Raw genomic sequence first — 14401 nt, forward strand, 5'->3', positions numbered from 1 at the left:
AACAGTTAATGGAATTTCTGCAAAGTATTGCCGAAGCGATCTCTTTATATCGTTATATTTTTTGGCCGCTGGTGGGGCTGATGGTACTGATCATCATTTTCATCCGCTGGTGGGATCAGGTGAGCTATTTCTTCCTGAACCTGATGAGCAGCCTGCCGCTGTTTGGTTATATTACCCGCCTGTCGCGCAGCCATGAGCCGCGTCGCCGTGGCACGGGGGGCCTGGCCTGGTATCCGGCAGAAGAGGCGATCTGCGCCAAGTACTGGCAGTATTACAAAACCTCCAATCTGGATGCTGACTTCTATCTGCGCTGCGTCAACTACCTGAATAAAGTCGACGAGCGCGGTCGTAAGCCGACCGGCATTATTCTGTGGTGCGTCAGCGTGGCCCTCGTCCTGCTGGAAGCCTTTATTTTTGCCTTAGTACTGTCACCGTTTATCGCGAACAATATTTCTGCCAACCAGGCGGAGTTTTCTGCCATCGTGATTTCGGTACTGATCGGCGTGGTGCTGGTGCCGGCAACCCACCTGATGGGATCAGAACTGCATAAAAACACTCTGCTGAAAAAGATCCGCTACTGGTATGCCGAAGCGCGCCATGGCGGGACGGCCAAAGGCCTGAGCAAAAACACGCAGATCTCGCTGGAAACCACGCGGCTGGACGATAACGACCCGAACTATCTCCAGATGCTGAACCGCGTGACCCACAACGCCCAGGTGAAGCCGCAGTACTGGGCTACCGGCATTGCACTGGCGCTGATCCTGTTCTTTGCGGTCGGTGCTTACTTTGTTCGTGCCGCCACCATTGACTCTATCGATACGCAGGCCGTGAACGGCTCACCTTTCAGCCAGCAGACGGCAGCGGCCTCCGGGTCGCCATTTGACCTGCCTGCTGCGGCCGTAGAAGACAATGCCCGTGCCGACCGTCAGGCTGCGCATGAGATCAGCGATAACCGCGTGTTTGCCTCCAAGCTGACCTTTATTATTCTGTCGGTGATTTTCGTTGGCGTTCAGCTCATCGGTATTCTGGTGGGCCTGTTCCGCTCCTTTGCCGGCATTGAGTCTAAAGCGGCCTCAAAATATATCGGTAACTTCAGCGGCTCAGAAGAGTTTGCCACCTGGCATGCGATGCGCCGCGAACGCGTAGAGCGCGACGCCCAGGAGAAACTGACCTCGCTGCAAAATCGCCTGATGATGAAGCGCACCAACAGCCAGAGCGAAGCCCTGAATACCCTGCCCACCTTCCAGGACTATGCCAGCGGCAAAGTGCGTGACAAAGCGCGGCTGGATGCCGAACAGCAGATCCAGATGCAGGAGTATGCCGCGCCTCAACCCACCCCCGCAGCACCGCCAGTGGCCGTGACTCAGGCCGTGCCTGCGCCGCAGCCGCCCGCAGCCGCCCCGGCGGTCATCCCGGAGCCTGTCGCAGCCGCCGCCATCGCACCGGCTGCCGCGCCGGTGACGGCTCCGGCTCCGACGGCCTCCGTGGCAGATGACGCGGAGGAGAAGCAGCGCATTCATGCTCTGGGCGATCTCACCTCGTTCAGCGCCGATGAACTGCAGCTGATTGCCGACGATCAGGGATTAGCCCTGCCCGCGCTGCAAAAGCGCCAGCAGGTGCAGGCCCTGCTGAATAAGGCACGTCAGGGAGGAACGGCATGAAAGCCCTTATCGCGCTGATCCTGCTGGGCATGAGCACGACGCTGTACGCTGCCGAACGTAACGATATTCCCAGCTGCTACAGCTACGCCAGGCTCGACGCCGAACGCCCGCCTGCCAGCGGGCGCGAGCTGGTGATTATTGTCGACCAGACAGTGAAAGTGCCGACCGAACTGAAAAAGTCGATCTGGCAGCAGGTGCTGCGCTTCGCCCAGCCTGGCGACCACATCATCCTGTATCAGTTCTCTGCTCTGCTGCAGGACAACTACATGAAGCGCACCTTTGACGGCAAGCTGGAAGGCCCGTTCACCGATCAGAAAGCGCGCAACAGCCTCGGCATGGACAGCCTGAAATCTCTGGATGGCTGCCTGTCGCAGCAGAAACAGTATTTTGAGCAGACGATTGGCAAAAAGCTGGCCGCTGCCTTTGCAGAGCAGGGCGACAATATTGCTAAAAGCGAGATCATGGACAGCCTGAAGCGAATCAGTGACGATCTGAAGGCAGAGCCGGCGCAGGCAAAAACCATTCTGCTGGTGTCGGATATGCTGGAAAACAGCGATTTCGGCAGCTTCTACAGCAATAATCAGATCCGCCTGCTGGCACCGGAAAAAGAGATGCAGCGCGTCAGCAAACAGCATCTGCTGGCCGATTTTGCCGACAGCAGGATCTACATTGCGGGGGCCGGGCTGATCGACAGCGAGGCGAAAAATAACTACCGTTCCGGAAAAATCATGCAGCAGCTGGAAGCGTTCTGGCGCGACTATTTTGCGGCGTCCCACGCCACGGTGATCGGCTTTGGTGCGCCGGAACTGACGGTCGATCTGCAGTAAACGCTCTGCCCGGCACGCTCTTTGCCCTTAACGCGCTGGCCTCACGGTCAGCGCGTTTTTTATTATTGGAAAATTTTTGTCGGAAGTTATTGCATAGTGACAACCAATGATAATAATTGTCGTTATCTTTCACATTCTCATTGGCATCTAAACCCATGTTCACCACTAAGCCCTGTCTGCTCGCCGTGCTGATTGCCAGCACTTGTGCCTCTTTTGCCCATGCGGCAGCCAGCGATGAAAAAACGCTGGTGGTCAGCGCCTCAGATTCCGGCGCCGCCGCCCTGCCCGCCTATACCAACAGCGCCACCAAGTCGGCGGTACCGGAAAGCAAAACGCCTCAGGTGATCAACACCGTCGGCAGCAAAGAGATTGTCGCGCGTCACGCCAGCTCGCTGAATGAAATTCTGCGCTATGCCCCCGGCGTGTCCACCGAAACCCGCGGCGCCACCTCCTACATGAGCGAATATAAAATTCGCGGTTTCACGGTGGATAACACCTTCTATGACGGCTTACAGCTGCCGTATAACGTCACGGGTAACACCAAGGCCAGTATCGATCCGATTCTGATCGACCATGTGGATATCCTGAAGGGCCCGGCGTCGGTGCTGTACGGTAACGGTTCGCCGGGTGGCCTGGTGAATATTCAAAGTAAAAAACCGGAGAAAGAGCAGAAAACCGAAGTCGGGTTTAACAGCGGCAACCGCAAGCTGCGCGAAGGCTATATCGACAGCACCGGAGCGATTGCCGACAGCGACTGGAGCTATCGCTTTATTGGTAAAGCCAGCGCCGGGGACGATCAGCCACGCACCACTCACAGTGAAAACTACCTGGTCGCTCCATCACTCACCTGGCAGCCGTCGGATAAAACCCGCCTGACGATCGACGCGCAGTATCAGGACATCCCCAGCCTGACGCCGTCTGACCCTCTGCCACTGGCCGCGCTGACGTCGTCAGATGCTTCGCGCCGCACTTATGCAGGCGACCGCTGGAGCGGCTTTAAACAGCGCCAGTGGATGCTGGGTTACAGCTTTGAGCATCAGTTCGATAACGGCTGGGGTGTGGCGCAGAAGGCGCGCTATTTTGACGTTGATACCCACCAGCGCAGTATTTATGCCTCGGGTCTGACCAATCCGGCCGTCAGTAACAGCCAGCTGGATCGGTTTGCCTACACCACCGATGAAGACCTGAAAAGCTTCAATATCGATAACCAGGTGACGAAGCAGTGGGATCTGGGCGACTGGCAGCATCACCTGCTGGCGGGCGTGGACTATCAGCGGATGGATTCTCACTTCAACTATCAGTACGCCACCCGCACACCGGGCTTTGATCTCAGCAATCCGGACTACAACCAGGTCAACGAATCGGCACTGGGCCTGTATACCGCCCAGCTTAACCGTCTGAGCTTCAACCAGACCGGCTACTACTTCCAGGACCAGGTGGAGTTCGGCAATCTGAGCCTGATCGCCGGGTTACGCTACGATGACTACCGATCCACCAACACCGACTACCTCGGTAATAATCAAAAAGAGTGGGTGGCGCAGCACCGCCTGACCAAACGCCTCGGGGCGCTCTACACCTTTGATAACGGTATCGCACCGTTTATCAGCTACTCCGAAGGCTTCAAACCGGTTTCTCCGACGGGCAACCTGACCTCCGCTAAACCGACCACCAGCCGTCAGCTGGAAGGCGGGGTGAAATACCTGCTGGCCGATTACGCCACCACGGTGACCGCCTCGGTGTTTAATATCCGGCAGAAAAACGTGCTCACCTCCGATCTCAGCTTCCTCAATTATCGCCAGACCGGGGAAGTGGAATCGAAAGGGGCAGAGCTGTCGGTGATCAGCCGTCCGACCGACAATATCAGCCTGATCGCCAACTATGCCTATACGCACGCGCTGAATACCGAAGATGATAAGTACCAGGGGAAACGCCCGACCCAGGTGGCGGAAAACAGTTTTAATCTTTGGGGTGACTACACCTTCGACAACGGCGCAGTGCGCGGCCTGACTGTCGGTGCCGGTGCGCGCTACGTCGGCCCGATGGAGATTGCCCTGGCCAACGATCAGGGCAAGCTGGGCGGCACCACGCTGTGGGATATGGCGGTATCTTACAATATGGCAGCGGTCTCGCCACAACTGGCCGGGGTGACGCTGAAAGCCAGCGCGCAGAACCTGACCAATAAAGAAACCTTCACCTGCTACGACACCACGAACTGCTGGATCGGCCGTGACCGCACCTGGCAGGCGGGCATCAGCTACAGCTTCTGAGCCCCGCTCACTGCAGGCACTCTCTCTCCGGGAGTGCCTTTTTTTATTCAACGCAGCGGGTGCTGCGTCCCCGTCAGTACCGGCATCGCCTCACGCATCATGGTCAGAAACATCCGCAGGCGCGCAGGATAGTAGCGGGCGTGGGGATAGACCAGATACACCGGCAGTGCGGCGGCCTGCCACTGCGGCGCGAGGTGCAGTAACGTTCCGCGCGCAATATCCTCCTGCACCACCCATGATGACGCAATCCCTACACCCATCCCTGCCAGCACCGCATTGCGCAGGGCGTAAAGACTGTCGGTCAGCAGCCGTGGCTGGATATCAAAGCGCTGGTTTTCTCCGCCAGGAAGGTGCGTCAGCGAGACGCTGTGACGATAGAAGGTGCTGAGGGCCAGCCATGGCAGGCTCTGGAGCTGTTGCGGGTGCTGCGGTACCGCATCCGTCGCCAGAAGCGCGGGGGAACCAATGACAATGCGCGGCACTTCTGCCACCAACTGGGCCACCACCGACGGTTCGGTGACCGGGCCGACGTGCACCGCGCAGTCGATGCCCTCGGCAATAAAGTCCGGGTGGCGGTCACTCAGCATCCACTCCACGGTCATCCGGGGGTAGCGCTGCAGATAGTGCTGCAACGGCACAATCATCTGATCCTGCCCGAAGGCGTGCGGAGCCAGCACCCTCAGCACCCCCTGCGGCTCCTCGGTGACGCCGCGCAGGTCGTCCTCAATGCCCTGCCAGCTTTCCAGCAGTGTCCTGGCGTGGGCATAGCAGCGCTGGCCGTCTTCTGTCAGCTTCATCACATGAGTGGTTCGCTGTACCAGCTTCAGGCCCAGCAGCTTCTCCAGGGTTTGCAGGCGACGGCTGACGGTGGGCTGACTGGTGCCCAGCCGTGCGGCGGCGGCCGACAGATTGCCAGCTTCCACGATGCGCACAAAGGTCTGCATCAGTTCTATACGGTCAACGCCGGGAAATTGTGAGGTGTTCATACGCCTATCGTATAACAGTTCTACCAGGCAGGCGACTACCGCTGCGCCTGCCAACGCATAATAATAGCGTCAACTTCACAGACACACAGGTGCTGACCATGTCGACCCAATCTTCTTCTTCACCCCAGCCGCTGTCCGGCCCCACCGTATTGATGCTGGCCAGCGGCGCTGGCTTCAGCGTGGCGTCGATCTACTACAGCCAGCCGATGCTGGAAATTTTATCCAGCGAGCTTCATGCCAGCGTGACAACCAGCGGTCTGGTGCCCACGCTGACCCAGATGGGTTACGCGCTCGGCATTTTACTGCTCGCCCCGCTGGGGGATCGCCACGACCGGCGCACCATTATTACGATTAAAGGCGTGCTGCTGACGCTGGCGCTGCTACTCAGTGCAGCCGCGGGCAACATGATGGTGCTGCTGGCCGCCAGCCTGGCGATTGGCATCACGGCGACAATGGCGCAGGACATTGTTCCGGCCTCTGCCAGCCTGTCGCCGGAGGCTCAGCGGGGTAAAACCGTGGGCACGGTGATGACCGGTCTGCTACTGGGTATTTTGCTCTCGAGGGTGGTCAGCGGGCTGGTGGCGCAGTATTTTGGCTGGCGGGTGATGTTTGTACTCGCCGCCGTAATGGTACTGATGATTACGCTGGTTCTGTGGCGTCGCCTGCCACATATCGCCCCCAGCACCACACTGGGCTACCCGGCGCTGCTGGCATCAATGCGTCACCTGTGGCTGCACCACGGCGAACTGCGCCGCGCCACGCTGGCACAGGGGCTGCTTTCCGTCGGATTCAGTGCTTTCTGGTCAACCCTGGCGGTCATGCTACATACCCGTTATGGTCTCGGCAGCGCCACGGCGGGTGCCTTTGGTCTGGCCGGCGCAGCAGGTGCCATGGCCGCCCCGCTGGCGGGAATGATGGCCGACCGTCGCGGCCCGGCGCTGGTGACGCAGTTCAGCACAGCGCTGGCCACGCTGTCGTTCGCCGCGCTGTTTTTCCTGCCGCTGCTGCCGGTGCCCGCTCAGCTGGCACTGATTGTGGTTTCGGCGGTTGGTTTTGATTTTGGTGTGCAGGCCACGCTGGTGTCCCATCAGACGCTGATCTTCGGCCTCGAGCCTGCCGCCCGCAGCCGCCTGAATGCGCTAATGTTTACCGGCGTATTTATCGGGATGGCGATCGGTTCCGCGCTGGGCAGTCTGATCCTGGAGAAAGCGGGCTGGCCGGGGGTGGTCGCCCTGCTGACGCTGGCCGGTGCCCTGAGCTTTGTAGTGAGAATGCATGCCCGCCGCATCCGGCTGGCACAGGCCTGAGTCTGGATCTGCCGGCATTGGCACGGGGCGGCCCGAAACAGGTCGCCCCTGCGGGCAGGGGGGTTATTGCGCCAGCTTTTTCATAAAGTCATCCCACTGCTGGCGATAGACCTCCAGCTGCTTCAGGGCCCCGTCGATGGAGGGCTGTGCCTTGTTATCAGGATTCGGCGTGGCGTTAATCACCCGGGCAAACGCACTGAAGGTTTCGGCCATATTGCTACTCAGTTTCGTTGCCGCCAGCATCGTGGTCAGTTCAACCTGTGGCCGGGCGGTCCCGCTTTTCACCTGTTCAAGGTATTGGCGTGCTTCAGACTGCATGGTGCCGGTGCCGTACTGCCTGGCAATATCCAGCATCCCCTGGGCTGACAGCAGGGTGCGTTCTTCACGATCGGCAATTTTCCCCTCAGTCATCCCGTCGACAATCTTTGTGGCCTGCTGCTGCTGATCCGGGGCAACATATTTTTCCACCAGCTTATGCAGTTTGGCCTGAGTTAGCGACAGCGCCATCGCTTCAGAGGTATCGGAATTGTCGTACTGATTACGACCCATCTGGCCCTGCGCTAAGACTTCATGCAGGTCAGCAGCAAACTTATCCATGCTGGCCTGAGTATTATCGCGGGTCATGCCGAGCAGGGGGGTGAAGGTGCGGGCATCCCAGTTGGTTTGCGGGTCATTAAACAGGTCATAGCCAAGGTTAATCACCGCCGTCTGGCTGGCGGATTTACCGGCATGCAGATCCTTCAGATTGTTTTCCTGCTGTTCCGCCGTCAGCGGTTCGGCCGTCGCCTGCGCCAGCCGCGCGCGGCCCTCCGGGGAGATCGCCACGACGCTGGCGGGTAAGGTTTTCCCGGTAATGCTTTCTGTCGCCGGCGCAGCATTGGCGGCGCCTGCGGTGGTGGCAACATATCTTCCTGCCACGCTGTCGGTTACTCCACTGATCACACCCATAAAGCCCTCTACGGTTATTGCGTTAGTAGAGCAAATTATCGGCAAAAGATTAAAATCCTTTACGTAAAATACGCGCAGGCCGGTCAGCGCCAGCGTTAAGACAGCGTCAGATTGCCATAGGCCTGTGACCAGTCCTGGTCAAAGCGCTGCAGGGCGCTCTCTACCGCCGGGTCGAGCAGAAACAGCTCCGCCACATCAGGATCGACGGTGATCGCCCGGCAACCAGCGAGCATACAGTCCAGCACCTGGCGTGGCGTACGGAAGCTGGCGGCCAGCACTTTGCTCTGGGGACAGTGCAGATCCAGCAGGGTTTGCAGCTCACGCACCAGGGCAATGCCGTCACCGCCCTGGGCATCGACCCGGTTAACGTAAGGCGCAATATAGCCGGCACCGGCCAGCGCGGCATAAAACCCCTGTCCGGCACCGTACACTGCCGTCCCCAGCGTGGGGATATTCTGTTGAGTCAGCGCCTTTATCGCCGTCAGGCCCTGATGGGTCACCGGCACCTTCACCACCAGCGAAGGCACGATTTCACGCAGCTGTAAGGCTTCATCCACCATCGCCGCCGCCTCATGTGCCAGAACCTGGGCAAACAGGGTCGCGTCAGCAGGAAGAATCGACACCATTTCCTGTAATACGCTACTGAGGGGCCGCTGGCTGCGCGCAACAATACTCGGGTTGGTGGTCACCCCTTTCACCGGCAGCACCGCGGCCAGGCGTTTTACTACTGCGACATCCGCCGTGTCTAAATAAAATTCCATCATTTTCTCCGGGAACGGGTTTATCTTTGTTTCATATGAAACATCATTTGCTTTCGCATAACGATAATGAACATTTCCCTTCCGAAAGTCGATCGCCGTCACGCTTAGTCACTCAGGGAAAATAAGCCAACACCATAAATAAAAGCATTAAAAAACAGAAAGATAATTAATATTTTGTCGGCAGGGTTATAAAGAGTGAAAGTGGCCTTTCACCCGAAAGAGGATTATGAAGCAAAACGACGGGCAGATGAAAGAAGCCAGGCCGGGGATCAGACTTTCAGTACCGTAACTCCCTGTTGCTGGAGTGCATCTTCCATCGTCAGTAACAGACCGGCATCCGTAATGACAGTCCCGATATCGCTGTGTTTCGCCACGTTGTAAGGGAACAGCTTGCCAAACTTACCCGACTCGGCGATCACAAAGTTCTGTACGCGCTTCTCAATGGCCAGCCGGATATTCTCCGCCCGCATAATGTCCCGTCCGGTAAATCCCTGCTCCGGGCTGTAACCGTCAATGCCGATAAAGACTTTGTTAAAGTTAATATTGTTAATGCACAGATGCGTCAGCGGCCCCACCAGGCACTCGCTGCGTTTTTGCAGCACGCCGCCGATAAGCACCACGTCCTGATAGCAGTTTTTCAGTTCGTTGGCCACGTATACACAGGGGGTCACCACGGTCACATCCAGGCCGGATCGGCCGATCTCCCGGGCAAAGTGCGCATTGCTGCTGCCGGCTTCGATAAACAGCGTATCGCCTTCTGACAGCAGCGACAGTGCCCGTTTTGCCATCGCCTCTTTGGTGGAGAAGTTACTGCTGACGCGCTCGGAGAGATCGTTAAGCGATACCGCATAGCCATGCGCCCGGGTGAGATAGTGCAGGCTTTCCAGCACATTCAGATCCTTACGGATCGTGACGCCAGACACACCGGCGATCTGCGCCAGCTCGTTAATACTGACCTTCCCTTTCTCTTCTACCCGATCGAGAATTCGCCGGTGTCGCTGTTTCATCATGACCTTCTTTCGCCACAGGGGCTTTCATTCGTAACGTTTCGTTTTCATATTAAGGAAGCCACCGACAGATAACAATCGCCCATCCCAGGAAATCACTGCCTCTTTTTCAGGTCGGTTTTTCCGCATACGGGTATTTTTCGCCATACTGCACGCCAGTAACCGGGCTTCGGGCGCAGTCCGCCCCGCCTGCCCGGTCGTAGCACTGGCGTAACGCCGTTAAAAGAGGAAACCTTGTGCAAAAACTGCCTCTTTTTTCCTTCACCGTTTGCAACGATGATGGACACTGTTCTTACTTTTTACTCAGGGGACCTGATGATTAAAATGATTGCTGTCGATATGGACGGCACCTTCCTCGATGACCATAAAACCTATAATAAAGCGCGCTTTTTAGCGCAGTATCAGCAGCTTAAAGAGAATAATATTAAGTTTGTCGTGGCCAGCGGCAATCAGTATTACCAGCTGATCAGCTTTTTTCCGGACATCCGCGATGAGATTGCTTTTGTCTCTGAAAACGGCGCGAACATCGTTGACGCAGGCAGGACACTGTTCTGCGGTGCGTTAAGCGATGACCATCTGAAAAAAGTGCTGGCGGTGCTGGGCACACTACCCTATGCCCACACCGTGGTCTGCGGGCCGCGCAGCGCCTATATGCTCAAGAGTGCCCCCGACTCGCTGCGGGCGCTGATGGCGAAGCACTATCATCGCCTGGAACTGCGCGACGACTTCACCGCGCTGGATGACACCATCTTCAAATTCTCGCTGAACCTGGCCGATGAAAAGATCCCGGAGCTGATGGCACACATTGGCCATGCTCTGGATGGCATCGTCGCCCCGGTATCCAGCGGCTTTGGCTTTGTTGACCTGATCATCCCCGGCGTGCATAAAGCCCACGGGCTGTCACTGCTCCAGCGTCAGTGGCAGATTGCCGACCATGAAGTGGTCGCCATCGGCGACAGCGGCAACGATATTGAGATGGTTGCCCAGGCCGGATTTGGCTTTGCCATGGCCAACGCGCAGCCTGCCGTGAAACACGTTGCACGTTATCATACCGAGAGCAATAACCAGGAAGGGGCGCTGAACGTGATCGAGCGCGTGCTGACCGGTCGCGCGCCGTTTGACGGTTAAGGCCGCCCCGTGCCGGGGAATTCTACCGCGGGCGGGCTGACCGGAACAAAAGGTCAGCCCCTGCGGAACCAGAAGGTCAGCGTCTACAGAAACAGACGATCGAGGGAGTCCTGCTGTCGCTGCTGATACAGCGCAAACTCATCAATAACCGGGCAGCCCAGCGCCTGCTCAAACGCTGCCTGGCTGGGGTTTCCACTGCTCACTCGCTGCGTGTCGCCGCCCAGATTAGACTGGAAAATACCGGCCGCACTGACCGGCAGGAAATCTTCGTAGATAATCGGTTCGGCAATCACCGCGCCCCGGGCGATCTGGCTCTCCAGATCCTCGCCCGGTGAGACGCCGTGCTGCGGATCGCGGCGGTAACGATAAAACGCCAGCTGCTGCTGGCGCAGCTGGTCAGCGTCATCAGGGAACGCGGCAAACACTGCGCTCAGGTGGCGCTGGTGGCTGGCGTTGTCGTCGTGTTTTTCGGCCGAGGCCTCACGCAGCAGGCGGTCGTACAGCTCCCGCCCTTTGCGCGTCAGCGCCACGCCGCGCTGCTCAATTTCGCCAAAGCGCGCGGTATGTGTGCCGGCCGTCTGGTCGGTAAAATCAATCGCCTCATTCAGCGCCTTGAAGCTTGTCTGACGCAGCAGGATCGGGCAGCGCCTGGCCGGTGGTCCTTCAATGGTTTCTTTCGGCGTAATGCCATACTCCGGCATCAGCTGCTGTATGCGATCGATATCCAGCGTGCGCGGCGTCAGATGGTTGATATGCGGCCCGCGGAAGCACGCCACATCGGCAATCAGGCGATGCTGGGCCAGCAGGGCATGATAGGTGCTGAGATCGACCGAAGCCTGATGATGCCAGCGGAAGGTGTCCAGCGCCTCCCGCACAAACTCATCCGCCTGTTCATCCGTCAGCCCCCCCTGCTGCTGATGTATTGCCAGCAGTTCGCGCAGGCGAGGAGTAAAAATATCGCGCCGGGCCAGCAACTCACTCACCCTGTCGCGCAGCGCCGGGTCCTCAATCAGCTCCAGCCGCAGCAGTGAGGTAAAGACCCGGAACGGGTTAACCTGTAATGAAGCCTCCGATACCGGACGGAACGCGGTTGAGTGTACCGGTACCCCGGCGGTGGAAAGATCGTAATAACCCACGGCGGACATCCCCATCACCGCAAACAGCTCGCGCAGGGTCGACAGCTCCTGCGCCGTCCCCACGCGGATAGCGCCGTGGCGCTCCACGCTCAGGCGGTTGACCTCCTGCGGCCACTGAGCGGCATCCAGCGCATCCGGGCTTTCTGCCAGTACCTGCTGATTTACCTCGCGCACCAGTTGCAGCAACGTGCCATATTGCGGAACTTCCTTCTGATACATCGCTGACATCGCTTTAGAGAAACGGTCGCGGATCTGGTCTTCGCTGATAAAACGGTGACTCATTGCAGATCTCCTGAAAGGTGCTGTTGATGTTCCCACAGGGAGGATAGCCATGCCGGTGAAGGCTAAGTGTTAGTTTCATCACAGATTGTAAACTGAGAATGAAAATATCATTGCAGCCGCGTCGGCAACTGAGACAAAATCATTCTATTACGAAATATTTCAAAGTGAATTTTCGTTAACCGACACTCTGGATTGTTACTGTTTACCAGCCGACTGGTGACAGGCAAAACCTGAAGCGTTTTTCTTACCCTGATTAAGCGGTAAGAAAAGCTATTCAGGTTTTTTTTTGCTTTGAGAAAAGTGTTTCGCAGAAATGAATAAGGAGAATGAAGAGAAAAGAAATAAAACGATAAAAATAACCCTCTGATTTAAAAGAGCGTCGTCTGCATTCGCACCCGCTCTCCATTTTATGCCCGTTAGCGGTAAGACTGGCAGGGAAACCGCATGTCTTTTATTTATCATGCCACACCTGGGAAGCTAAAAAGTGAAAAAATCGTCATTAACAATAATAGCCGTTCTTATTACTTCTGCCCTGTTTCCATCCTCTCTTCTTGCCGCGAAATTAACGCTGGAGCAGCGGCTGGAATTGCTGGAAAAGGAATTACAGCGCACGCAAACAGAATTTCAGCAATATAAAGCCCGGCACGAACAGCCGGCTATAGCAAAACGTGCGACAGCGGTCAGCCCGCCAGAGGCCAGCACGACGCCTGCCCCGGTCAGTGCCCGCTCAACGGTGGAGGTGGCCAGCACCTCAGCCGCTGGCGAAAGTAGCCAGCCGGTCAGCCTGAAAGCGATCAGCCAGTATGTCAAAGACGAGATCGGCTTCACCTATTCCGGCTACCTGCGCAGCGGCTGGGCAACCGGCAACAATGGCTCCCCGCAGTCTTATGCGATCGGCTCCGTCGGGCGCTTTGGTAACGAGCACAGCGGCTGGTTCGACTTACTGCTGAAGCAGCGGGTCTATCAGCAGAACGGTAAAAGCGCCGAAGCCATCGTCAAACTGGATGGTAACGTCAGTCAGCAGTACGGTTCCGGCTGGTTTGGTGATAACAACGGCAATGAAAACCTGCTGCAATTTTCCGATATCTATCTGACCACCAAAGGCTTCCTGCCCTTCGCGCCTGAGGCGGACTTCTGGGTCGGTAAACACACCCTGCCGGTCTATGAGATCCAGATGCTGGACTGGAAAAGCGTACGTACGGACGTCGGCGGCGGTATTGGCATCGAAAATCTGGCGGCCGGGCCGGGTAAGGTAGATTTGTCCCTGACGCGTGAGGATATCGACGTTTACTCGCGCGATCTCAACAATAAGACCCAGATGAACACCAACTCCGTCGAGGCACGCTATAAAGACCTGCCGCTGTGGGACAGCGCCACCCTGACGGTGATGGGTAAATATTCCATGGCCAATAAAACGGATGAGCAGAAAAGTAATGAAGGCAGTGATCGCTTCTACACGCTGAAAGATGCCTGGCTGGCCACGGCCATTGTGCGGCAACAGCTGAGCAACAAGGGTTTCAACGACTTCAGCCTGCAGGCCGGGAACAACTCTTTCGCCAGCAGTTTTGCCAATTACAACGGGGCCAGTTCCAATGTCAGCTACAACGGGTACTATTATGGCGACCATACCAACGGCACGGCATTCCGCGCCATCTCACAGGGTGAAATGTACCTGAGCGATAAAATCATCATGGCCAATGCGCTGGTCTACTCGCGCGGTCACGATGTGTACAGCTACGAGAGTGGTTCACACAGTGATTTTGAGAGCCTGCGTACCGTGGTACGTCCGGCCTGGATCTGGGACAGCTATAATCAGACCGGCGTGGAGCTGGGCTGGTTCACCCAGAGCAATAAAACCCAGTCAGGCGACACGCTGAAAGAGTCCGGCTATAAAACCACGCTGTATCACGCGCTGAAAGTGGATACCAGCATTCTTAACTCGCGCCCGGAGATCCGTTTCTACGGCACGTACCTGCACGTGCTGGACAACGGACTGTCAGATTACCGCTTCCAGGACAGTAAAAACGATCAGCTTTCGCTGGGCGTGCAGGCCGAAGTCTGGTGGTAATCTGCCCCTGATGTGCTTAACCG

General features: G+C 57.3%; 11 protein-coding genes. 6 read left to right on the forward strand and 5 right to left on the reverse strand.

The genetic code is table 11. The annotated features are described in order from the left end of the window. Nucleotides 1–8 precede the first annotated feature (8 nt). From K6L24_RS19305 to K6L24_RS19315, 3 genes are all read left to right on the forward strand, one after another. Entirely contained in the window at nucleotides 9–1661 is a 1653-nt protein-coding gene (locus K6L24_RS19305; RefSeq protein ID WP_118664865.1) for a hypothetical protein, read from the forward strand. Next, complete coding sequence (locus tag K6L24_RS19310; protein WP_222681755.1) at nucleotides 1658–2488, forward strand: hypothetical protein; 831 nt, start codon at nucleotides 1658–1660, stop codon at nucleotides 2486–2488. The genes K6L24_RS19305 and K6L24_RS19310 overlap by 4 nt, the downstream gene beginning before the upstream one ends. A 155-nt stretch (nucleotides 2489–2643) precedes the next feature. Next, nucleotides 2644–4755 carry a TonB-dependent siderophore receptor gene (locus K6L24_RS19315; protein WP_187509378.1) on the forward strand — a complete coding sequence of 704 codons (2112 nt, stop codon included), beginning with the start codon at nucleotides 2644–2646 and terminating at the stop codon, nucleotides 4753–4755. A gap of 47 nt (nucleotides 4756–4802) precedes the next feature. Here K6L24_RS19315 and K6L24_RS19320 read toward each other — a convergent pair whose 3' ends face one another. Continuing rightward, complete coding sequence (locus tag K6L24_RS19320) at nucleotides 4803–5741, reverse strand: LysR family transcriptional regulator (RefSeq protein WP_062747998.1); 939 nt, start codon at nucleotides 5739–5741, stop codon at nucleotides 4803–4805. 98 nt (nucleotides 5742–5839) lie between these two features. Between K6L24_RS19320 and K6L24_RS19325 the strand changes: the two genes are divergently transcribed. Then, a complete protein-coding gene (locus tag K6L24_RS19325; protein WP_240043843.1) occupies nucleotides 5840–7048 on the forward strand; it encodes an MFS transporter in 1209 nt (402 codons plus the stop codon). Between the two features lie 63 nt (nucleotides 7049–7111). On the opposite strand, the gene K6L24_RS19330 is transcribed toward K6L24_RS19325, so the two are convergent. The 3 genes from K6L24_RS19330 to K6L24_RS19340 form a co-directional block, all read right to left on the reverse strand. After that, complete coding sequence (locus K6L24_RS19330) at nucleotides 7112–7996, reverse strand: hypothetical protein (RefSeq protein ID WP_222681756.1); 885 nt, start codon at nucleotides 7994–7996, stop codon at nucleotides 7112–7114. 95 nt (nucleotides 7997–8091) lie between these two features. Beyond that, on the reverse strand, nucleotides 8092–8757 hold the full coding sequence (gene fsa, locus K6L24_RS19335) for a fructose-6-phosphate aldolase (RefSeq protein ID WP_062748004.1): 666 nt from the start codon (nucleotides 8755–8757) through the stop codon (nucleotides 8092–8094). Nucleotides 8758–9026: 269 nt separating this feature from the next. Continuing rightward, the gene (locus K6L24_RS19340; RefSeq protein ID WP_084344219.1) at nucleotides 9027–9767 is read right to left on the reverse strand and encodes a DeoR/GlpR family DNA-binding transcription regulator; all 741 of its coding nucleotides are present in this window, start codon (nucleotides 9765–9767) and stop codon (nucleotides 9027–9029) included. 309 nt (nucleotides 9768–10076) lie between these two features. Between K6L24_RS19340 and K6L24_RS19345 the strand changes: the two genes are divergently transcribed. Further along, nucleotides 10077–10892, forward strand: a complete 816-nt coding sequence (locus tag K6L24_RS19345; RefSeq protein ID WP_222682342.1) for a Cof-type HAD-IIB family hydrolase — start codon at nucleotides 10077–10079, stop codon at nucleotides 10890–10892. Between the two features lie 83 nt (nucleotides 10893–10975). Here the strand turns inward: K6L24_RS19345 and hglS are convergent, their stop codons facing one another. Beyond that, the gene (hglS, locus tag K6L24_RS19350) at nucleotides 10976–12310 is read right to left on the reverse strand and encodes a 2-oxoadipate dioxygenase/decarboxylase HglS (RefSeq protein WP_062748010.1); all 1335 of its coding nucleotides are present in this window, start codon (nucleotides 12308–12310) and stop codon (nucleotides 10976–10978) included. A 484-nt stretch (nucleotides 12311–12794) separates the two neighbouring features. Here hglS and K6L24_RS19355 point away from each other — a divergent pair, with 484 nt between their 5' ends. Further along, complete coding sequence (locus K6L24_RS19355) at nucleotides 12795–14378, forward strand: carbohydrate porin (RefSeq protein WP_222681757.1); 1584 nt, start codon at nucleotides 12795–12797, stop codon at nucleotides 14376–14378. Nucleotides 14379–14401: the final 23 nt, after the last annotated feature.

The sequence above is a fragment of the Erwinia persicina genome, from assembly GCF_019844095.1.
Lineage (GTDB): Bacteria > Pseudomonadota > Gammaproteobacteria > Enterobacterales > Enterobacteriaceae > Erwinia > Erwinia persicina.